Raw genomic sequence first — 20,905 nt, 5'->3', positions numbered from 1 at the left:
ATGCTCTATGCAAAATAAAAAGCGATGGCTTATTGTAGAAACCATCGCTTTACAAATTACGGCTGTTCCGCTCTAAGAGGTTAGAAGTTGTATTCTAACTTCGCTTCGATAGAGCGCTCAGCGCCAAACCAACAGTTATTTTTGTCGTAACAAGAATAGTATTCTTTATCGAATAGATTGCTTGCAGAAAGCGTGACGCTAGCCCCTTTCATTGATTCAGATACCGTTGAGAAATCGTAACTTGCTGCCAAATCAAACAAGGTGTAGTCCGGTACTTTTTGACTATTCTGTGCATCAATTTGTGCTTCTCCGACATAGCGAACGCCAGCACTGGTACGAAGGCCTGAAAGATTTCCTTCAAAGAAGTAATTTGCCCATAGAGAGGCCGTTTGCTCAGGTACCCAAACCGGCGTTTTACCTTCTTGGTTGTAATAACTGTCCTCGGTAATCTCCATATCGGTATATGTATAGCCTAGAGTGAAATCAGCTTGTGCTGTGGCTTGCCATTTTGCCTCAAGTTCAATACCTTGTGATACCACTTCGCCCGCTTGATAGTTCGGTGCATATGGATTATTCGGATCGGTCAAGATCGCGTTTTTCTTCGTAATATGGAAGAGTGCTAAGCTACCTGAGATATCACCAGATAATGGTGCGTATTTAAAGCCTAACTCCCATTGATGACCGGTTGATGGCTCAAATGCTTTACCAGAAGAGTCGGCACCCGCAATTGGCTCAAAACTTTCCGAGTAAGTAAGGTATGGCGAGAGACCAAAGTCTAGCTCATACAAACCACCGACTCGGAAAGATACGTTGGTATCGTCTAACTCTTCCTTGCTCTTGGATACTGTTCCTAGATAATCGCTAACGGCGTCTGTATTTGAATCGTATTTATCCCAACGAAGACCTGCAATCATTACAAGTTGGTCGTAACGAACTTGATCTTGGAAATAAACGCCAATCTGCTTCGTTTTGATATCCAAGTTTTGTTTGTATTGGAAATTCAGTGCATTACGATCAATGCTGTTGTGGTCAGGATTAAAAATGTCCTGAGTTAGCGAATACCCAAGCGTGTCTTTGTATTTTACATCTGAATCTAGATACTGATAATCAAGCCCGAACAATAAGTTATGTTCAAAATTTCCTGTTTTAACGTAGCCCGATAGTTGGTTGTCAATCACAAAGGATTTGGACTTTTCATCGGTTAAATAGGCATTTCGACCAACGGTACGGTTATCCGCTTCAAGTGCACCGTTATATGTGTTTTCCTGATAGGCATCGGCGGTCATGTAGCGGGCATTCTGTAGAAATTGCCAATTGTTGTTAAAGTCGTGTTGGACTTTGTAACCCATCATCAGAACTTCGCGTTCGTAAGTGTTCCAGTCCTCATCCCCCAAATAGGTGCTTGGTGACATCGAGCCAAGTGGGTTTTTAATCACTGAGCCAGATGCAGGCACAGTCGTGTAGATACCTGCTGATGGATCATTTTGATAGTAAACATTCACGTTCACTAATGTGCTTTCTGTCGCTTGCCAATTGAAAGATGGGGCGAGTACATAACGTTCGTCTTCAGACGTATCGGCTTGACCATCTCGCTGTTTTGCCAGGCCGACGATACGGTAATCAACATTAGAATCACCAATTTGTCCTGTGGTGTCGAACGTCAGTTCTTTTAGGCTGTTAGTCCCTGTACTAATCGAGACAGAGTGCGAGGGTGTTGACTGAGGCGCCTTGGCGATAATGTTGACCATACCTCCTGGTGGAATATTGCCGTAAAGAACAGACGTTGGCCCTTTAAAAACCTCGATTTGCTCAAGAGCAACGGAATCGACCTGCGGTTGAAGGTTCCAACCGTTGTACAGCAAAGGAAGACCATCATAAAAGTTGGTGTAGTTAATAAAACCACGAATATTGAATAGGTCAAGTCGGGAAACGGCACCACCACGCAATTCTGTATTTACGCCAGGCGCATAACGCAATGCTTCGCTCACCGAGTTTACGCCGCGTAGGTCCATGTCATCTTTAGTGATTACCGTGATCGCTTGCGGTGTTTCCTCCGGTTCTAAAACGGTTTTAGTTGCGGTGTTTCGGTATGTTTCTCCTAGCACCGTAATCGTTTCGTGTTGGGATATGCTCTCAGTTGCATTGGCGTGGCCAGCGAGCAATGCGGATACGACGATAGCAACCGCTGAACGATGAAATCGAATCGGACTTTCCATATTTATAAATTCCACTACTTTTTCTATTTATTGATAATGATTGTTATTTGTATTCTATATTCAAAGAAATAGGAAAAGTTAACAATTTGGTGCAAAACACTAATCTTTGGAACTTATTCTTCTGTTCTTAGGTTTTAAAGATAGCGCGTCGTTTGGCTCGACAGGAATCCAATACTGCATTTGTGCTTGTTCGCTATCAACATCATAACCTTCTGGATAAAGCTCTAACTCATAACCATCGATAGCATGATAATTAGAGTAGGGTAGCCAATGTAAAATAAACCATTCTAGCGTTGAGGCGAGCTCTGATGCTTTGCCTATGTGTGTAATGACGGCGTAGGTTTGCTCAGGAACAGCCAAGAGGTCTAACCCCGAGTTGGAAGAGTTCGTTGATCTTGGTGCGTTTGCTGTTGGACTGCACTCATAACCTGCCCAATACTCAAGTTGTTGGTTGTTTGAATACGCTTGAGTCACATCAATCACGCCAAAGTAACTACTTTCCGAATTGTTAAGGTTTTCAGATGAATAAAGACGTGACCAAAGTGACGGTACTTTGGATTGGAAATCGGGCGTAGCGGAAAACAATCCGTGAATAGGTTCATGATAACCAGCAAGTTCAAAAGCCGGTTTTGTTTCTATTCGAACTTCAATAAAGCGCTGATGTTTTTTCTCTTCTTCTGGTGTCTTACGCAGCGTCAAAGGTTGCCTCAACCCGGAGAGTTGTTGCGTTTTTCGATATTCGCGGGGGCTTTTTGAAAACATATTCCTGAACGCACGGCTAAATGCGTGTTCAGATGTAAATCCCATTTCTATCGCTATATCTAACGAGCGGTCAGAAGTATGGATTAAGCGCTCAGCCGCAAGGCTAAGTTTAAGCTCTCTGATGTAGTGAGCGACGGATACGCCAGTGTGTTGTTGAAATACGCGTTGCAGTTGCCAGCGCGACCAACAACTTGCTTTCGATATTTCATCTACGCTCAGAGTGCTGTCTAAGTTGGTGTGAATGTAGTCAAGCACCGATTGTATTCGGTTTATGGGATGTGGGTTAATGGCGCTTGATTTCATGGCGTTCTACTTTCACATTAATAGTGATTTCATTATCTTTAATTGAGTATCATTATCAATAGGATGATGAAATAAAAAGTAAGTAACACAGATCACGATAAAACTGTAATGGATTGCAAGGATGAGTAATTATTGTCCATATTAGAGTTTTTGCTTAAATTTTGGAGCGTTCAGATGAAACTTTTTTTATCAATAAAATACAATCGCTTATGACGTTTTGTGCAACTTATTTAAACGTTTGCACTGGCAAGTGTTGATGTAAATCAAATAGTCGTAGACAATATTGCCCCGTGTCGGACTCTCCTCCAGCGAGTACAGTGTGTACTTTTGAGACATAAGTGACTTAAATGACCTCAATACGTCGTGTTTCCAAGAATCGGAAATGCAACTTCTTGAGGTTCTTTGGGCCCATAGACTTTACCTATCAACGTAATAGGTAAGACCAATTTTCTATTTTGAGGTGCCATTGATAGGGTTGGCTCATTCTCTAGCCGTATCCGGGCACACAATAAGTACCTCGTTTTTAAGGGAAAGATGATGGTAATACCAGAAAACAGCAGCATCGTTATTTTTGGTGCTTCAGGTGACCTTACGTACCGTAAGCTCATTCCTGCTTTATACCACCTCTACGCGAACAAGCAGCTTCCAGAGAATTTTGCCATTCTGGGTGTAAGTCGCACTGAATACAGTGATGAGTCTTACCGCGCGAAGCTGAAAAAATCGCTTCAGGAAATGGAAAAGACTGAGCCAGAAACGCTTGATGCATTTATTAACCATCTGCACTACCAAGCAATTAATACTTCTGACACACAAGATTACGGTAAGCTATCTTCTCGCTTAGACCAACTTGCGGACGAATATCAATTCGAGCAACGCAATACGCTTTTTTACTTAGCAACCCCACCAAGTTTATACAGTGTGATCCCTGCAAGTCTTGCAGCACATGGTCTTAACAGTGAAGAGGATGGCTGGAAACGCCTGATCATTGAGAAACCATTCGGCTATGATCTTGAATCGGCGCGTATTCTGGACAAAGAAATTCACGAGCACTTCCAAGAGCATCAAATCTACCGAATTGACCATTACTTAGGTAAAGAAACGGTACAAAACCTACTTGTGCTTCGTTTCTCTAATGCGATGTTTGAGCCACTTTGGAACCGTAACTTCATTGATTACGTTGAAATCACAGGCGCAGAATTCCTTGGCGTAGAGGAGCGTGGTGGTTACTACGACAACTCTGGCGCTGTGCGCGACATGTTCCAAAACCACTTGCTACAAGTATTAGCAATGGTAGGTATGGAACCACCAGCGCAAATCAATGCAGACTCGATGCGTGATGAAGTGGTAAAAGTGCTTCAATGCCTAAAGCCATTAGACGAAAACGCTCTGCGCAATGACCTAGTATTAGGCCAATACACGGCGTCTGAAGTCCGTGGGCAAAGCCTACGCGGCTACCGTGAAGAGCCGGGAGTTGCAGACGATTCTCGTACAGAGACTTACATCGGTTTGAAAGCGTACATCAACAACTGGCGTTGGAATGGCGTGCCATTTTACGTGCGTACTGGTAAGCGTCTTCCAACACGCGTTACTGAGGTGGTTATCCACTTTAAACAAACACCGCATCCTGTGTTTGGTCAAAACGCACCAGAAAACAAGCTGATCATTCGTATTCAACCAGACGAAGGCATTCAAATGAGCTTTGGCTTGAAAGAGCCAGGCGCAGGCTTTGAAGCGAAGGAAGTGAAAATGAACTTCCATTACGCTGACCTGCAAGAAACGCAAATGCTAACGGCATACGAGCGTCTTCTACTTGATGCTTTGAATGGTGATGCTACGCTATTTGCACGTAGTGATGCGGTGGAAGCGTGCTGGCAATACGTACAGCCAATCTTAGATTTTAAGCAAGATCCACAATCCCTCTTCGGGTACGCATGCGGCACTTGGGGACCTAAAGAGTCAGATGACTTGTTACAGCGTGATGGCCGCGCTTGGCGTTTCCCATGTAAAAACTTAACAGATACGGATTACTGTGAACTATGATCAACCATAAGATCTACCAAACAGCAGAACAGGTAGTTGAAAGCCTAGCTAACGATATGAAAGCGTTTAGCGAAATGGGCAGACCTGTTCACATCTCTCTTTCTGGCGGCAGCACTCCTAAAATGCTGTTTAAACTACTGGCTTCAGAGGCTTACGCAACCTCCATTCAATGGGAAAACCTCCACTTTTGGTGGGGTGACGAACGTTGTGTTGCCCCTGACGATGCAGAAAGCAACTACGGTGAAGCGAACACATTGTTGTTTAGCCAAGTAAATATTCCTGCAGAAAACATTCACCGCATCCGTGGCGAAGATGAGCCTAAAGCAGAAGCCGAGCGCTTTGCAAAAGAGATGGCAGAGGTAATCCCGAATGAAAACGGCACACCTGTGTTTGACTGGATCTTATTAGGCGTTGGTGCAGATGGTCATACAGCTTCTCTGTTCCCTGGCCAAACGAATTATGATGATGCGAACCTATCTCTTGTGGCGTCGCATCCTGAATCGGGCCAACTTCGTGTGTCGAAAACCGCACGCGTATTAGAAGCAGCGAAACGCATTAGTTACTTAGTGCTTGGTGCAGGAAAAGCGGACATTGTTGAAGAAATTAACAGTTCACCAGCACACGCACTGCCATACCCAGCGGCTAAGATTCAAGCGAAATCGGGCCTAACTGAATGGTATTTAGATTTAGACGCGGCAGCAAAAATTGCTTAAGACGCTGCTCGTCGATGAAATAAAATTGGAGAGAAACAATGAAAGGTGATATCGGTGTAATTGGCCTAGCAGTAATGGGTCAAAACCTTATCCTAAACATGAACGATCACGGCTTTAAAGTGGTTGCTCACAACCGTACTGCTGCTAAAGTAGACGAGTTCCTGGAAGGTCCAGCAAAAGGCACGAACATCATCGGTGCATACTCTCTAGAAGAACTAGTAGAGAAGCTAGAAACGCCGCGTAAAGTAATGTTGATGGTTCGCGCTGGTGACGTTGTAGACAAGTTCATCGAAGCGCTAGTACCTCTGCTAGACAAAGGCGACATCATTATTGACGGTGGTAACACTAACTACCCAGATACAAACCGTCGTGTTGCTGCACTACGTGAAAAAGGTATCCACTTCATCGGTACTGGTGTATCTGGTGGTGAAGAAGGTGCGCGCTTCGGTCCATCTATCATGCCTGGCGGTGCTGCTGAAGCATGGGAAGCGGTTAAGCCTATCTTCCAAGGTATCGCTGCGAAAACTGACGCTGGTGAGCCATGTTGTGACTGGGTTGGTAACGATGGTGCTGGTCACTTCGTTAAGATGGTACACAACGGCATCGAATACGGTGACATGCAGCTTATCACAGAAGCTTACCAGTTCATGAAAGACGGTCTTGGTATGTCTGCTGACGAGATGCAAGCAGTATTCGCTGATTGGAACAAGACTGAACTAGACAGCTACCTTGTTGAAATCACGGCTGACATCCTTGGCTACAAAGATGAAGACGGTGAGCCTCTAGTTGAGAAGATCCTAGACACAGCAGGCCAAAAAGGTACTGGTAAATGGACTGGTATTAACGCACTAGACCTAGGTATTCCACTAACACTTATCTCTGAGTCTGTATTCTCTCGTTGTCTATCTGCACTGAAAGACCAACGTGTTGAAGCTGAATCTCTATTCGGTAAGACAATCACTCCTGTTGAAGGCGACAAGCAAGAGTGGGTTGATGCACTACGTCAAGCGCTACTAGCTTCTAAGATCATCTCTTACGCTCAAGGCTTCATGCTAATGCGCGAAGCATCGAACGAGAACGGTTGGGACCTAAACTACGGTAACGTAGCCCTAATGTGGCGTGGTGGTTGTATCATCCGCTCTGCGTTCCTAGGCAACATCCGTGATGCGTACGAAGCGAACCCAGACATCGCATTCCTAGGTTCTGATGAGTACTTCAAAAACATCCTACAAGGCAGCCTAGCAGCATGGCGTAAAGTAGCAGCGAAATCTCTAGAATCTGGTATCCCAATGCCATGTACGATTTCTGCGCTATCTTTCCTAGACGGTTACACAACAGCTCGTCTACCAGCGAACCTGCTTCAAGCTCAACGTGACTACTTCGGTGCTCACACTTATGAGCGTATTGACCGTCCACGTGGTGAATTCTTCCACACTAACTGGACTGGTACAGGCGGCGACACAGCGTCTACAACTTACGACGTGTAATCGTTTTAAGTAAACCGACTAAATATAAAGATATAAAGGGATGCCCAAGTGGCATCCTTTTTTGTGTCTGTAAGATATTGGTAGATTTAAAAGTTACATTAAACGTTGATTCGTCACGCACTTCTCAGAAATGGGAGAGCATGCATTTGCTAGCAGTTTAATATTTCTCTTCGAAGAGTGAAGCTAAGCAGCTCTCTGCCGTCTCCTCAACTATAAGGTAATAGAAATGACACAACAGAAGCATCCATTTCACACAGCTTTCGTGTTGCTTATGTTCATATTACTGATTACTTACTCTATCTATCGCCTTTATCATCATTTCGTTTTCGAATCTCTACCGCTTCAGCTCAGTAGTGGTTTTCAAGTGCTCTACATTGATGCGTCATATGTTTTAAGTATCGCAAGCTTACTCTTATGCCCTACATTATTGGTCTATATTTTATTTGATCGAATGACTCAGTTAGTCAAAGTGCCGATTAAAGTGATAACTATAACAATTGTCTTGTCCCTTATCGTTGCTATTCCAGGTCAAATTTTTGAATTTGGGCGATTGAAGTATATTGCAGAAAGTAATGGTTACTCAGCGTGTCCACCTTTCACAATTGCATCAAGCGGAATGTTTGTAGAAGCTATGGTAAAAGAAGAAAAATACTGTATAGAACCAGAAATTAATCGTATTGGTATGTATGGTTATTTTCACGAACTCGAACGGATTGATAACTATATCAAGTCACACGGAAATGACATCCAATAGAAAAGAGCGCCTAGGCGCTCTTTTCAGTGGTCGTTTTCTTGTTTTGATAAAACCTGTCTTTTAGGTAGAGAATTGCACTGACCACAAGAGTCACTAAAGAAACAGTAAATAGGGCGTACATGCTGAGAATCCATGCGAATGTGGCCGTCAAGAATGCAATGAAGGAAAACATCCTGCTGAAAGACATTACATGGCCAAGTTTGTTACTTTTCATAAACGCCTCCCGAAGCTAAGTGGGAATAGACAATTGAGGTCATATACCACACTTTAATTGTCTGCTCTTTTGGGACGTTTCACACAAAAAAGTGGCTAAAGATTTCTCAAAAAAGGTGAAATATTGAACTGGTAGACAAATCGTTAAACTGAGTTGCACAGATATGACTTCGGTTGTCTATCACTTCAAAGTTTTTAACTACGCAGATTAAGGGCATGTAGCGCTGTTATTATCGTATTCGAACTCTACGATACACAATTGCAAGTGAACCTACACTCGTAAGCTCATCCCTGTCGTCAGTTACAGTAAAAGCTTTTTTCTCTGTTTAACAATACCTTAGTAACTACGGGCAATTAAACCCGTTTTTCGATCGAAACTCAGATTGCATAAAAGGTGAAAAAGAGTGCTAGGTAAGCCTTTAAACTACGCCTATAATTAGCGCCCACATGGAGGATGTTTACTATATGAACATCCTTTATTTTTTGAAACTAGCAACAAGGATCCAGTAAAACATGTTTTTCTGGTTTTGTTTACGTCGACCAAGAAGGTAATTAACACAGCAAATTGAGGTTCTAAGATGACTCTTAACAAGTACTTTGTTTTCATTCCAGCAGAATTGGAACAGGAAATGCACAAGGACAATCAAGTGATCTCTGAGAAGGAAACTCAACGTCAGGCATTAGTAAAACAGGCACAACAACAAGGCGGCCTGTAAGCTAGGTTTCAAAGAGAAAGAGCACCGCAACGGTGCTCTTTTTGTATCTGAGGTCGTAGAATTAACTTAATATGCCAAGGCTTTTCAACTTTCTGTAAATGGTATTTCGGCTCACACCAAGCATACGAGACGTTTTGCTAATGTTCCCCTGGTTGGCTTGATATGTTTTGAGCAACTTATCTTCGACGGTTGCACGCAGTCCTGAAGTTGGTTCAGCGGATGCTGCCCCTTCTTGAGCTTGGCTGAGTTTCTTACTTAGGTGGGCTGGGACGTGTGTGAGTTCCAATATTTCTTCACCTTGCGCCATTAAGGCGGATACTTTGATTAAACTATCGAGTTCACGCAAATTTCCTGGCCATGAGTAAGACAGCATCAGAGAAAGTAGGTGAGGGCAAAGCTGTTGTTCAGATTCGGCGTGACGCCGATGAATGTTCTCAATCAGTTGTCGTTTATCTTCACGCTCCTCAAAGCGAGGTAGCTCAATGATCAAGCCATTAAGGCGATAATACAAATCTTGGCGGAACAATCCTTCGCTGACCAAATGTTCCAGATCTTTATGCGTGGCTGCAATGATTTGCGTATCGACTTGAATACTTTGGTTTGAACCCACGGGAAGCACGGTTTTATCTTGCAATACATGGAGCAAGCGGCTTTGAGCTTCCAAGGGTAAATCTGCGATTTCATCCAGAAACAAAATCCCTTTGTGTGCTTGGCGAATTTTTCCCTGATAGCCTTTGCTGTTTGCGCCAGTAAAGGCACCGGCTACGTAGCCAAATAATTCAGATTCAACCAGATCTTTTGGTAGCGCTCCGCAGTTGACGGAAACTAACGGTCCCGTTTTTCTCTGGCTGTTTTTATGGAGTGCTTTTACAAACTCGTTTTTGCCAACACCAGTCTCTCCGAGAATCAACAAACTGATGTCTTTATCGATGACGCGATTGGCTTGCTGCCAACAGTGCTCAACAGCGGAGTCGCCATAATGAAGATCATTGGACGCCGCTACAGCACGAGACTTGACCTTGCTATCTTTATCGGTAAGCGGTTTTGTTTTGAAAACGAAAGGGTGCTCATTTCCCCGAGTGGATAGAATGTCGTCTAAGGATTGCCCAATGATACTTTTTTGCGCAAAAAGTTGAGAGGCTACTTGATTGTGAGCCAAAACTTGTCCGTCTTCATTTGCAATGATAATTCCTTGCCAACCACTATTCAGTAAACCTTTTTCGCACGCTAAATCCACACGAATATGCCCTTGTGGAATCAAGTTAAGTAGTTGATTCTCCACTTGCTGGACCATGTTTTGTACTAGTACTTGCGTTGAGAAGTCATGTCTCTTTTGCTCGCTTGTAATATCTAATACGCCAATGAGGTTACCAAGATGATCGAAAATAGGATTAGCCGAACAGCTAATAAAACGATGGTGTTGGATAAAGTGCTGATCACCAATAACAGAAACGGGCTTTGCTTCAACCAAAGCTGTACCAATCGCGTTGGTGCCTTTGACCTTTTCTTGCCAGCATGCTCCAGAGCTTAGCGAGATTTCCGTCAACTTCTCACGAAATCTAGGCTGTCCCCAACTGCCGATGATGACACCATCTGAATCCGTCAAAATTAAGCGACTGTCGCTATGAGCAAATAGCTGATTAAACAAAGGGAGCGCAAATTGAGTGACTGCCTCTAGCAAAAAGTTGAGTTGGTGACGCCTATCTTGGAGCGTTGCTGGCGTTACTCGAATATCTTCAGGGCGTCGACGCTGTTTTAAACCCGCTTGTTCACTTCTGACCCATGAAGTTGAAAGCCAATTGTTATCGCTAATGTGTTGAAGTTCCATGACTGTACCATTTTGTCACAGTGAGGGTGTGCCATTTTGGAACACTTGAACATTGGTGTTTACACCATACATCCGCTCAAACGTCGCTCACTTGGTTTGTTATCGCTTGGTAATCATAGTTTTACATTTAATTAACAACAAGTATGGTGTAGTTGGCGTGTGACTTGCGTAATGCTCTTTGTGAACAGTGCGATACGACACTGCAATAACACATTGAACGAGAAACAAAAGGAAGAGTTATGATCTATGCACAGCCAGGTAGTGAAAATGCCATTGTTAACTTTAAATCGCATTACGATAACTTTATCGGTGGGGAATGGGTAAAACCAACGGGTGGTGAGTACTTTGACAATATCTCACCAATCAACGGACAAGCGTATTGTAAAGTTGCTCGCTCCGGCGAGGAAGATATTAATTTAGCACTGGATGCCGCGCATAACATCAGAGCAAAATGGGCCAAAACCAGCGTGACAGAACGTTCGAACATCTTGCTGAAAATTGCTGACCGTATTGAGCAGCATCTAGAAGAGCTTGCAGTTGCAGAAACTTGGGAAAACGGCAAACCAGTTCGCGAAACCTTGGCGGCAGATTTACCTTTAGTAGTGGATCACTTCCGTTACTTCGCTGGCTGTATTCGCGCACAAGAAGGCAGTGCGGCAGAACTGGATGAGCACACCGCAAGCTACCACTTCCCAGAACCGATTGGTGTGGTTGGTCAAATTATTCCGTGGAACTTCCCAATGTTGATGGCGGCTTGGAAACTAGCACCGGCACTAGCGGCGGGTTGCTGTGTGGTATTGAAGCCAGCAGAGCAAACCCCAACATCCATTCTGGTTCTGATGGAAAAAATCGGTGACCTTCTTCCTCCTGGTGTCATCAACGTTGTAAACGGATATGGTTCTGAAGCGGGTCAAGCATTAGCAACCAGCAACCGCATTGCGAAACTCGCGTTTACCGGGTCTACGCAAGTTGGCAACCACATTCTGAAATGTGCAGCAGACAACTTGATCCCATCGACAGTTGAGTTAGGTGGTAAATCTCCAAACATCTACTTCTCAGATATCTTCGATTACGAAGATGAGTATCTTGATAAGTGTATCGAAGGTACGTTACTTGGTTTCTTCAACCAAGGTGAAGTTTGTACTTGTCCATCTCGCGTACTGGTTCATGAAGCGATTTATGACAAGTTTGTAGAGAAACTGACGGAACGTGCACAACTGATTAAACAAGGTAATCCGCTCGATACCGATACTCAAGTTGGTGCTCAGGCTTCTCAAGAACAGTTTGATAAGATTTTAAGTTATCTGGAAATCGGCCGTGAAGAAGGCGCAAAAGTGGTCTTTGGTGGTGGAGTGTCAGAACAGCCAGAGTCTATCAACCAGGGGTACTACATTCAGCCAACCATGTTGGAAGGCCACAACAAGATGCGAATCTTCCAAGAAGAAATCTTTGGCCCAGTGATTGCTATCACCAAATTCAAAGATGAGGCTGAAGCGTTGGAAATCGCAAACGACACTGAATATGGCTTAGGCGCAGGTGTTTGGACACGTGATGCGAACGTCGCATATCGTATGGGCCGTAATATTGAAGCTGGTCGAATCTGGATTAACTGTTACCACGCTTACCCTGCACACGCAGCGTTCGGTGGTTACAAAAAATCGGGTATCGGGCGCGAAACGCACAAGATGATGCTGGATCACTACCAGAATACTAAGAACTTGCTGATTAGCTACAGCATCGACCCGTTAGGCTTCTTCTAGTGAAACTAAGTAATTAATAAAGAAAAAGCAGTATGAATCAAAACCCCGAATCTTCGGGGATTTTTATTAGCGTGAGCTTGTCGGCTGAAGGTTAACTTAGATGTTTAACCTGCTTATATTGTGATATCAGGAACGTTGAATTATCGCCACTTTTCGTTCCATAAGCTTTTCTACGGCGGCGTTTTGCTTGTCAATATTGAGTTGCGGATCAAAGTCCAAAACGCGATTGCAAGATTCGAGACTGGCAAATTGATTTAAACATTCACCAAGCTCTCTTTTAGAGCTTGTTCGCGTCATACTGCTTTCTGATGAGGAGAGTAGGGTGACTTTACGGCCATGAAACGTTCCTTGCGGCACTGCATCACTTTGCTGCGCTTGTTGAACGTCATGAACCGATGAATTGGTGTATGTGGATTGGATGTCATTGGACATAAAGACACCTAAACTCTCAAGTCTAAAGTTTGTGGCATCGGTGGTGCCTCATCAATAGTTACATGAGAAGACAATAACGCTTCCCACGACTCGCTGTGCGTCAGCAATTCTGCTAAAGCTGTTTCAAAATATTCGTAATCCAGTCGCCTAATGTTAATGAGTCGGTTTAAACATAGGACATGTCGGTGGTTATCTAAACTAAAAAATAACTGGTGCTCAGGCCAGTGATAATTAAAAGCCAAGAAAGAGCGATAGAGATCGGAATTTACAATTTGAAGGCCAACAATCTCAGCTTCGAGCTGCAGAGTTGTCGATTCAGGATGAAAGATGATATGCACCCTTAGATTATCATCAAAGGCTAAGCTTACTTCATTTTCCGTTAGATGCAGTGCAGGCAAGCCTATTTGATGAGCAAACTTTAGCAAAATCTCATCGATAGTTTGGCGTGCTGACATAGGAATAGTCCCTTTTGAAATTTTATCAAGGAAAATATTAGATGTATCTCTTCATGTTTATCAATATTAGTCGGTTGTTATTATATTTTGGCTTTTAAATGTGTTGAGAGAAATAGAAAGGCAAAAGTAAATGTGTTCAGATGCATATCTCGATGGTAATGATATATATGAATATCACTTTTCTCTAATAAACTTCAATTAAGGAAGGCATGAAAGAGAGCAGAAACTGTTTTTGAAATTACAGTCCATGTTAACTACGTGTTGTTGAAAAATGCGATTTATTGTCCGCTTGTAGTATAAATATAAGTTGATCTTTTATATTTTTACATAAAGAATTGTGTGAATTTCAAATGAGCTAGATTATATAAAATACGTTTATGGGGTCATAATGAACAATTCTATATGGGCTGGTTTTATTGGGTTATTCATACTGAGTGGGTGCAGTCAGACTGTGTCCGTCAATGGGGTGGATGGCTTTGATACACAGAGTCAGGCATCAGTCTATGGTTGGGTTTCTGTCGACGGCTACTTTCTACCTTCGATTACTTCTCTTGAAGTGGAAATATGTAAAGTTATTGATAATCAATGTCTTAAATCGGCATCTCAGAGCTACCAAGGCGTTCAGTTGCCTGTGCAGTATTCGTTTTTAATTGCACCAATTCAAGCTGGTGAAGGAAAAATGAAGATTATTGGAAAGCTTTATTCAAACGGTGAGCTCGTTGCGGAAAAAGAAAAGAACTATTTATTTTTAGAGGGAAATAAACAAGAAAACTTGATTCTTGTTCCAAAAATAAACAGATAAAATTTTAAGTACTACATTTTTATTAGAATTTTCTAATTTATAAAAATAAAGATCATATCTTTCTTTTTGTGAAAGATTTGTTGTCTTTTATAAACATTAATTACATGACTTTGAAGTCATCGGGTCAGTTGTTTTTTAGACTCATACTTGTTGCAAAAACAGTATTTTTTATGATTATATCTCGCTCCTTGAACACGTTGGCTTGGCGTTTTAGGCTATAAAACATACATTTTTATGATTTTGGAAATTTAATTTTGTTCTCGAAACGATGCCGAAATCTATTTAATTGTATTCTAATGTATAACAAAACAACCAAACTTAAATAACGAAATGATATTTAAGTTTTGGCTAATGATAAACGCTATCTGATAAAAATAATAAAGACGGACAGCAGAAATTTACTAAGTCAAACTTTTACCTTTAGGTAAAGGTAATGCTTGGGTTATTCGCTAATTATTCGGGGGGTATGGTAAGTGATAGAACTTCTATGCTCTTTTCTTTGCTTCTTTAATTCATACAGCAGTACTTAGAAATAACAACAATCAAAGTAGTGCTTTGAAAGTTTCTCAACATTTGCACTGAGAAACTCAAAATAATGAAGGGTAGAAAATGGATGTGTCAGGCCAACTAAACTCAGAAAGGGTCGACTCGAGTTCACGAAAAATTCGTAGTTTTTCCTGCTATGAAAAATCTGACGAAGTATTTCACTCAGACCAGTCTCACATTGTTGTCGTTCACAATGGTCAGCTTCGAGTTCAAACAGGTGATTGCACAATCGATGTTGCTGCAGAAAATGGGGTATTTCTATCTCAAGGGGATTACTTGTTAGAGTACTCTCCGCTAGATGGGGCATACAAAGCGTCGATTATTGCTTACGACAATGAACTCGTTAGTCAGTTGCTGCAAAAACACAGTGATCTCTTGATGATGCTGCCTAAGGTAGACAAAGTTTGTTCTGGTTTGTTTACTTTTGGTTTGAACATACTCGTTGAACAAGTGCTTTCTAGCATGCAGACGCTTGAGCAACAAGCGTACCCTGATGCCATTATGTGCCTAAAATACGAAGAACTACTCATTCTCTTGCTACACAGCAAAGGAGGAGAATCACTGTATGCGTTGCTGTCACAACAAACAAACCGTACTTCGGAACGGTTACGTCGATTTATGGAACAGCATTACTTAAAAGAATGGAAGTTGACAGACTACGCGCAGGAGTTTGGTGCCAGCTTAACCACTTTTAAAGAGCTTTTTAATGAGCACTATGGCATTTCTCCAAGAGCTTGGATCAGTGAGCGTCGACTACTGCATGCTCATAAACTGCTGTTGACGAGCAAGATGAGCATCGTAGATGTGGCGATGGAGGCAGGGTTTTCCAGCCAGTCTTACTTTACGCAGAGTTACCGTCGTCGTTTTGGAACGACCCCAAGCCGCGTACGTTCGGGAGACGATCAAGTGGCTATCGCGAAATGAAATGACTTGGGACTAAAATTTTCTGACTAATTTTGAAAGTCACTCACCAGTGTAAATTCTATTATGTATCGTGTAACAACGAACGATTAAAAATTATTACATCTCTTTCTTTCTGGATTGTTCGAAAGGGGTGCGGAGACGAACATAAATGAAAAAGCAGCATTGGCGACGCCGTTCGCTTTTTCCAGACAGCATAGTGACACAGCGGAAAGTGACTGTTTTACAAAGAGGAGCTCGTTATGAAAGCGCCTCGAAACCTACGCAGGATCTCAATGTTGTGCACGTCAATCACCGACAATTGTTGAGTGAAGGCGTCATAAATTATGAGCAGTTATCTTTACTTCAACGCTTGTTGGATAGAAATGTCGTCGATAGCCTATGCGCTAGCCAGTTAGTTAAAACGTATCAAAAACTTGGTGCTTCGATAGACCGGTTTGCCATGCGTTTATTTTTGGAAATTGGATCGCAGCTCAGTGATAGCAGCACAATCACAACGTTCGAACAAAGGCTGGACTACATCAACTCTCGTCTGGGCTTTCGCTTTAATTTGGCTGTCCCAAAAACGTTGATGCTTTGTTTCCATTTATCACTCAACGAGTGGATTAACCGACAAGTCGATCAAAGTGCTCTTCATGCTTCGATTAAAGTTGAACAACTTATCAATCAACTCGATATTCAGAAGGAATATTGGTCGAAGCTATCAGGGGAAGACACCAGTGCCGTCTTTGTTCAACAGCAACTCGATCTTATTAAGAGCCAGCAGCATCAACTTAAAAAGCAACTTGGTTCGTTAAGCGAACAACAGTTGCAAGTGATTGAATGTCATCGTTCGTTAATTGAGAAGTGGCAACCGTCTTTAGACGAGCTGAAAGGGTTCGCGGAGTACACCTCTACAACCGAACAATTTATTTCTGAGTGGAAAAATTGGTGTTCGGAAGTGCGACTTGAAGCCCCTGAGCTGAACGAAGTTTGGGATGCATGCGATGTGGTTTACAACGACCAAAATGCGGTTGCGAAAGTATGGCAATGGTTCAAGAACATGCAAACTGTTGATGATATCGATCACTACTATTTTGATACTCAAAGTGGTCAGTGCGGCCAGGCTTGCAATCACCTCAGCCAGATCTAAATAGGGCGTTAAATGTTAGATAAGATGATGAAATCTTTAGCGGAAGCGCTAAAGGTAGGGGATTTTATTGCCTCAGAAAATGGTTCTTACAACATCGAGGTTGACCAGTTATCACTGACCATCAAGCAACATGCGTCATGGATTTTATGGGAAGCGACGTTACCCTTCCAGTTTAAAGAGCATCTAGATTATCAACAAGAACAAGCGTTACAACGTTGCATGCAGCTCTCATTAAAAACCATTCGTGAGGATGGCGGCGTACTGACAACCAATGATGATCAGCAATTGATTTTGCAAAGTAAAGTAAGGGTTGAGGACTGTTCGGTGGAACGGTTCTCTGCTTTGCTTTCTAAGCACGTCAATCTATGCGAACGTTACATTGCATTATTGGAACAAGCACGCGTGAACCACACAATCAACCATACAGTGTGGTTACCATGATGCTAAAAATCTTTCCCAACATTAGGCGTGCTGCAACAAAGGCATTGTTATGCGCAGTGAGTGTTGTTCCTTTGGGATACGCGCAAGCAACAGACTTACACTGGCCCGAACAACCGTTCCGCTACTATGCAGATAACGACTCATTAAAAGAGTTGTTGAATAACTTCGGTGCAAATTATCGTGTCTCGGTTTCTGTTAGTGACAAAGTCAACGATCGAGTGAATGGGCGTTTTACCCCTGAAGATCCGGCGGAATTCCTCGATTACTTATCGCAAGTGTACAACTTGATGTGGTATTTCGATGGAGCCGTCTTACATGTCTATAAGGCGACAGAAACTCGCTCACGTTTACTTCAATTGGAATTACTTACGGCTAGAGAGCTACGCAGTACGTTAATTTCCACCGGCGTTTGGGATTCTCGTTATGGTTGGAGAGCTGCTGAGAGCAAAGGGTTAGTCTATCTTGCGGGTCCTCCACGTTATGTCGACTTAGTGGTACAAACGGCGGAGGCATTGGAAACGCGCTTGCTGCAGAAATCGAATTCAACCGACGAATTATTCGTTGAGATAATTCCTTTGAAGTACGCTTCTGCAACGGATAGAGAAATTGCATATCGCGATCAGACAATTACGGTCCCTGGCATCGCATCGGTGTTAAAACGGGTCGTGTCTGGTGTTCAAACTCAAGTGACGAGTGCGTCTAGCAAAGAAGTTACCAGTTCAGATAAGCCTGTAAAAAGTAATAAAACCGCCTCAGTTCATGGTGGCGCAACAGTTGAAGCAGAGCCGGGTCTTAATGCGATTATCGTTCGTGATACTCAAGCACGATTACCGCTCTATCGTAAACTGGTCGCGCAATTAGACCAGCCGCAATCAAGAATTGAAGTCGCGCTATCGATTGTCGATATCAGTGCCAACGATTTAAGTCAGTTAGGCGTGGATTGGCGAGCGGGAGTGTCTGTCGGAAACAACCGCATTGTCGATATCAAAACAACAGGTGATGTGAATTCGGGGGATGTGACGCTCGGCAGTGGACAGAACTTTAAGTCCTTGCTTGATTCAACCAACCTAAATTACTTGCTGGCTCAAATTCGTTTATTGGAATCCAAAGGCAGTGCTCAAGTGGTTTCAAGACCAACATTGTTAACTCAGGAAAATGTCGAAGCGGTACTGAACAACAGCAGCACGTTTTACGTCAAGTTGGTTGGTAAAGAAACCGCAGCGCTGGAAGAGGTGACGTATGGCACGTTACTGAGAATTGTCCCACGTATCGTTGGTGATAGATTTGCTGCACGACCTGAAATTAACCTGAGCCTTCATCTCGAAGACGGTGCAAAGATCGCTGATGGTGGTGTCGATGATCTTCCTTCCGTTCGTAAAACTGAAATCAGCACCTTAGCGACGGTTAAACAAGGGCAAAGCTTACTTATCGGTGGTGTGTACCGAGATGAAGTGAGCCATCAGTTACGTAAAGTGCCATTGCTAGGAGACATCCCATATTTAGGCGCGCTGTTTAGAAGTAATACCAATACTAAGCGCCGCACAGTACGAATGTTTATTTTAGAACCTCGAATTGTTGTGGATGGTATTGGCGATAGTGTGTTGATTGGCAACGAATATGACTTGCGACCAAGTATAGGCAGGCTTAACAACATCTCCAACAATAGCGCTGAATTTAAATCGGTAGTGGAAGTATATAGCTGCACATCGAGGGTTCAGGCCGAGCGCTATCAACAAGACTTATTGTCACAGAAAAAGTCGTCTCAATTAACGCAGTGCCAATTACCAACAGGGCAAAAGGGTTGGCGGGTGAAAGTATTGGAATGTGATGACTCACAAAGTGAGTGTGTGCGCCCTTCAGAGGAGTCTTAACCGCGATGCAGCAATGGAAAATTCGTATTTTATCAGGCGTGCATACCGGAGTAGAAGTCACCTTACCTGAAGGTGCTCTCGTGCTTGGCAGTGACGACTTTATTGCTGATCTTGTACTGTCTGATGCTGGGGTCGAAGCGAACCATTTCACCCTCGTTTGCCAGCAAGACTCGGTCATTTTACGAGGCTGCGAAGAGGCAAATATTAACAGTGAAGACATCGCTGTTGCAGGTGATGGTATCGAGTTGTCACGCCATGCTGTTGTCTCGGTCGGCGTTGTGAAGTTCGCTCTGGGATACGCGGAAGATGCGTTAATTGTGAGTAACGTCAGCGACGAATCTAGCCAACAGAATACACCTGTGGTTGCTGTGCAACGCTCTAGCTGGAAAAAAACAACGCTCATCGCTTTGCTTTGTAGTTTTGTCCCGAGTGTCATTTTTGCCGGTATGTGGTACAGCCAAGCTAACGGAAACAACAATGAAATTGTTACAGAAGCAGAACCCATTGTTTTGGTACGTAACATCTTAGGCGAGCTCAAACTTAGCGACGTTCGCGTGGAATGGAATGCCGCCGCACGCCAAGCAGTCCTAGAGGGTTATGTTGAAGACCGAACACAGAAACTCGATCTGCTTGGTCGAATTGATGTCTTGGGCATCAATTACAAAAGTGACTTAAGAACGATGGAAGAAATTCGTCGCGGGGTTCGATTTATTTTGCGCAACCTCGGCTATCACCAAGTGAAAGTCGAAAATGGCGATGAGACCGGCACACTGCTGCTGACGGGCTATATCGATGATGCAAGCCGCTGGAACCAAGTTGAACAAATCTTGGAGCGAGACGTGCCTGGTCTTGTTGCGTGGAAGGTTGAACTGCAGCGAGCTGGTGCCTACATGGATACGCTAAAAGCGTTATTGACGGATGCGGAGCTACTGAAAAAAGTCCAGTTGGTCACCAGCGGTGATCGCATCGAAGTTCGTGGTGAGCTTGATGATATCGAAACGACTCGATTTTACGGTGTGACCCGAGACTTCCGGGAACAATATGGTGAGAAACCGTACTTGGTTTTGAAATCCATACCTAAGGTGAGTAAAGGCACCAACATCGATTTCCCGTTTCGTAGCGTTAACTTTGGCCAGGTTCCATATGTGATTCTGACCGATAATGTTCGCTATATGGTCGGTGCAAGAACGCCTCAGGGCTACCGAATATCCAGTGTTACACCTGCTGGTATTGAGTTGGTTAAAGGCGGGCGGGTGATAACAATAGAACTTGGATATGAAGGTGAGACGAACAATGACAAATCTTGAACAAATTTTAAATAACGACACAAACGGTGCGGAAGTGCACAAGATTAAGAGCAAGCTCTTAGAAGCACAAGCGGTGGTGAAACGTCAGTTGGATTTAGGGTGCTCACCACAGCAGTACCAATTGCTACTCAAACAGTATGAAGCTTACACAGCCGCCCATGCGGTCGTTGAATCATACGAAGCTAACTAAAAAATACGAGGAAGTC

At 43.3% G+C, this 20,905-nt stretch carries 19 protein-coding genes; 13 read left to right on the top strand and 6 right to left on the bottom strand.

Annotated features, from left to right (window positions below; translation table 11 throughout):
* Positions 1–80: 80 nt before the first annotated feature.
* Together R7E47_RS17190 and R7E47_RS17185 are read right to left on the bottom strand one after the other, a co-directional pair.
* Positions 81–2,216 (bottom strand): TonB-dependent siderophore receptor, encoded by a 2,136-nt coding sequence (locus tag R7E47_RS17190; protein ID WP_318084714.1) that lies wholly within the window; start codon positions 2,214–2,216, stop codon positions 81–83.
* 99 nt (positions 2,217–2,315) lie between these two features.
* Positions 2,316–3,281, bottom strand: a complete 966-nt coding sequence (locus R7E47_RS17185; RefSeq protein ID WP_033906176.1) for a helix-turn-helix domain-containing protein — start codon at positions 3,279–3,281, stop codon at positions 2,316–2,318.
* A gap of 537 nt (positions 3,282–3,818) precedes the next feature.
* Between R7E47_RS17185 and zwf the strand changes: the two genes are divergently transcribed.
* The 4 genes from zwf to R7E47_RS17165 all read left to right on the top strand — a co-directional run bounded on the left by zwf (position 3,819) and on the right by R7E47_RS17165 (position 8,275).
* Positions 3,819–5,321, top strand: a complete 1,503-nt coding sequence (gene zwf / locus R7E47_RS17180) for a glucose-6-phosphate dehydrogenase (protein WP_017634563.1) — start codon at positions 3,819–3,821, stop codon at positions 5,319–5,321.
* Complete coding sequence (gene pgl, locus R7E47_RS17175) at positions 5,318–6,034, top strand: 6-phosphogluconolactonase (protein ID WP_005387158.1); 717 nt, start codon at positions 5,318–5,320, stop codon at positions 6,032–6,034. Before zwf ends, pgl begins: the two co-directional genes overlap by 4 nt.
* 38 nt (positions 6,035–6,072) lie before the next feature.
* Positions 6,073–7,521: a decarboxylating NADP(+)-dependent phosphogluconate dehydrogenase gene (gene gnd, locus R7E47_RS17170; protein WP_005377160.1), complete on the top strand. Its 1,449-nt coding sequence runs from the start codon at positions 6,073–6,075 to the stop codon at positions 7,519–7,521.
* 226 nt (positions 7,522–7,747) lie between these two features.
* Complete coding sequence (locus tag R7E47_RS17165) at positions 7,748–8,275, top strand: hypothetical protein (RefSeq protein ID WP_033906174.1); 528 nt, start codon at positions 7,748–7,750, stop codon at positions 8,273–8,275.
* Positions 8,276–8,285: 10 nt separating this feature from the next.
* On the opposite strand, the gene R7E47_RS17160 is transcribed toward R7E47_RS17165, so the two are convergent.
* Positions 8,286–8,489 carry a hypothetical protein gene (locus R7E47_RS17160; protein WP_318084712.1) on the bottom strand — a complete coding sequence of 68 codons (204 nt, stop codon included), beginning with the start codon at positions 8,487–8,489 and terminating at the stop codon, positions 8,286–8,288.
* A gap of 577 nt (positions 8,490–9,066) precedes the next feature.
* Between R7E47_RS17160 and R7E47_RS17155 the strand changes: the two genes are divergently transcribed.
* Positions 9,067–9,204, top strand: a complete 138-nt coding sequence (locus tag R7E47_RS17155; RefSeq protein WP_005377165.1) for a hypothetical protein — start codon at positions 9,067–9,069, stop codon at positions 9,202–9,204.
* Between the two features lie 61 nt (positions 9,205–9,265).
* On the opposite strand, the gene R7E47_RS17150 is transcribed toward R7E47_RS17155, so the two are convergent.
* Positions 9,266–11,032: a sigma-54-dependent Fis family transcriptional regulator gene (locus R7E47_RS17150; RefSeq protein WP_258657490.1), complete on the bottom strand. Its 1,767-nt coding sequence runs from the start codon at positions 11,030–11,032 to the stop codon at positions 9,266–9,268.
* A gap of 239 nt (positions 11,033–11,271) precedes the next feature.
* Between R7E47_RS17150 and R7E47_RS17145 the strand changes: the two genes are divergently transcribed.
* Entirely contained in the window at positions 11,272–12,792 is a 1,521-nt protein-coding gene (locus R7E47_RS17145; protein WP_005377169.1) for an aldehyde dehydrogenase family protein, read from the top strand.
* A gap of 126 nt (positions 12,793–12,918) precedes the next feature.
* Here R7E47_RS17145 and exsE2 read toward each other — a convergent pair whose 3' ends face one another.
* Together exsE2 and exsC are read right to left on the bottom strand one after the other, a co-directional pair.
* The gene (gene exsE2, locus R7E47_RS17140; protein WP_005377171.1) at positions 12,919–13,224 is read right to left on the bottom strand and encodes a T3SS regulon translocated regulator ExsE2; all 306 of its coding nucleotides are present in this window, start codon (positions 13,222–13,224) and stop codon (positions 12,919–12,921) included.
* Between the two features lie 8 nt (positions 13,225–13,232).
* Complete coding sequence (gene exsC, locus R7E47_RS17135) at positions 13,233–13,679, bottom strand: type III secretion system regulatory chaperone ExsC (RefSeq protein WP_005377174.1); 447 nt, start codon at positions 13,677–13,679, stop codon at positions 13,233–13,235.
* Between the two features lie 388 nt (positions 13,680–14,067).
* On the opposite strand from exsC, the gene R7E47_RS17130 reads away from it, so the two are divergent.
* The 7 genes from R7E47_RS17130 to R7E47_RS17100 all read left to right on the top strand — a co-directional run bounded on the left by R7E47_RS17130 (position 14,068) and on the right by R7E47_RS17100 (position 20,889).
* Positions 14,068–14,481: a YscW family type III secretion system pilotin gene (locus R7E47_RS17130; RefSeq protein ID WP_318084710.1), complete on the top strand. Its 414-nt coding sequence runs from the start codon at positions 14,068–14,070 to the stop codon at positions 14,479–14,481.
* A 609-nt stretch (positions 14,482–15,090) separates the two neighbouring features.
* A complete protein-coding gene (locus R7E47_RS17125) occupies positions 15,091–15,951 on the top strand; it encodes an AraC family transcriptional regulator (protein WP_005377191.1) in 861 nt (286 codons plus the stop codon).
* A 148-nt stretch (positions 15,952–16,099) separates the two neighbouring features.
* Positions 16,100–17,080, top strand: a complete 981-nt coding sequence (locus tag R7E47_RS17120) for a T3SS regulon anti-activator ExsD domain-containing protein (protein WP_318084708.1) — start codon at positions 16,100–16,102, stop codon at positions 17,078–17,080.
* 12 nt (positions 17,081–17,092) lie between these two features.
* Positions 17,093–17,521, top strand: a complete 429-nt coding sequence (locus R7E47_RS17115) for a YscB family type III secretion system chaperone (protein ID WP_017821346.1) — start codon at positions 17,093–17,095, stop codon at positions 17,519–17,521.
* A complete protein-coding gene (gene sctC / locus R7E47_RS17110; RefSeq protein ID WP_242542084.1) occupies positions 17,518–19,392 on the top strand; it encodes a type III secretion system outer membrane ring subunit SctC in 1,875 nt (624 codons plus the stop codon). Before R7E47_RS17115 ends, sctC begins: the two co-directional genes overlap by 4 nt.
* Positions 19,393–19,397: 5 nt before the next feature.
* A complete protein-coding gene (gene sctD, locus R7E47_RS17105; RefSeq protein WP_017821344.1) occupies positions 19,398–20,699 on the top strand; it encodes a type III secretion system inner membrane ring subunit SctD in 1,302 nt (433 codons plus the stop codon).
* Entirely contained in the window at positions 20,686–20,889 is a 204-nt protein-coding gene (locus R7E47_RS17100) for an EscE/YscE/SsaE family type III secretion system needle protein co-chaperone (RefSeq protein ID WP_005377198.1), read from the top strand. Before sctD ends, R7E47_RS17100 begins: the two co-directional genes overlap by 14 nt.
* Positions 20,890–20,905 lie beyond the last annotated feature (16 nt).

It is taken from the genome of Vibrio sp. Vb1026 (assembly GCF_033338745.1).
In the GTDB taxonomy this organism is placed as follows: Bacteria; Pseudomonadota; Gammaproteobacteria; order Enterobacterales; family Vibrionaceae; genus Vibrio; species Vibrio alginolyticus.
Note: the sequence above shows the minus strand (reverse complement) of the source record. Positions and strands in the feature narration are given on the sequence as shown.

Coding starts and splice junctions, on each gene's coding strand:
- R7E47_RS17190 (WP_318084714.1), bottom strand. CDS start 2,216: ATGGAAAGTCCGATTCGATTTCATCGTTCAGCGGTTGCTATCGTCGTA.
- R7E47_RS17185 (WP_033906176.1), bottom strand. CDS start 3,281: ATGAAATCAAGCGCCATTAACCCACATCCCATAAACCGAATACAATCG.
- zwf (WP_017634563.1), top strand. CDS start 3,819: ATGGTAATACCAGAAAACAGCAGCATCGTTATTTTTGGTGCTTCAGGT.
- pgl (WP_005387158.1), top strand. CDS start 5,318: ATGATCAACCATAAGATCTACCAAACAGCAGAACAGGTAGTTGAAAGC.
- gnd (WP_005377160.1), top strand. CDS start 6,073: ATGAAAGGTGATATCGGTGTAATTGGCCTAGCAGTAATGGGTCAAAAC.
- R7E47_RS17165 (WP_033906174.1), top strand. CDS start 7,748: ATGACACAACAGAAGCATCCATTTCACACAGCTTTCGTGTTGCTTATG.
- R7E47_RS17160 (WP_318084712.1), bottom strand. CDS start 8,489: ATGAAAAGTAACAAACTTGGCCATGTAATGTCTTTCAGCAGGATGTTT.
- R7E47_RS17155 (WP_005377165.1), top strand. CDS start 9,067: ATGACTCTTAACAAGTACTTTGTTTTCATTCCAGCAGAATTGGAACAG.
- R7E47_RS17150 (WP_258657490.1), bottom strand. CDS start 11,032: ATGGAACTTCAACACATTAGCGATAACAATTGGCTTTCAACTTCATGG.
- R7E47_RS17145 (WP_005377169.1), top strand. CDS start 11,272: ATGATCTATGCACAGCCAGGTAGTGAAAATGCCATTGTTAACTTTAAA.
- exsE2 (WP_005377171.1), bottom strand. CDS start 13,224: ATGTCCAATGACATCCAATCCACATACACCAATTCATCGGTTCATGAC.
- exsC (WP_005377174.1), bottom strand. CDS start 13,679: ATGTCAGCACGCCAAACTATCGATGAGATTTTGCTAAAGTTTGCTCAT.
- R7E47_RS17130 (WP_318084710.1), top strand. CDS start 14,068: ATGAACAATTCTATATGGGCTGGTTTTATTGGGTTATTCATACTGAGT.
- R7E47_RS17125 (WP_005377191.1), top strand. CDS start 15,091: ATGGATGTGTCAGGCCAACTAAACTCAGAAAGGGTCGACTCGAGTTCA.
- R7E47_RS17120 (WP_318084708.1), top strand. CDS start 16,100: ATGAAAAAGCAGCATTGGCGACGCCGTTCGCTTTTTCCAGACAGCATA.
- R7E47_RS17115 (WP_017821346.1), top strand. CDS start 17,093: ATGTTAGATAAGATGATGAAATCTTTAGCGGAAGCGCTAAAGGTAGGG.
- sctC (WP_242542084.1), top strand. CDS start 17,518: ATGATGCTAAAAATCTTTCCCAACATTAGGCGTGCTGCAACAAAGGCA.
- sctD (WP_017821344.1), top strand. CDS start 19,398: ATGCAGCAATGGAAAATTCGTATTTTATCAGGCGTGCATACCGGAGTA.
- R7E47_RS17100 (WP_005377198.1), top strand. CDS start 20,686: ATGACAAATCTTGAACAAATTTTAAATAACGACACAAACGGTGCGGAA.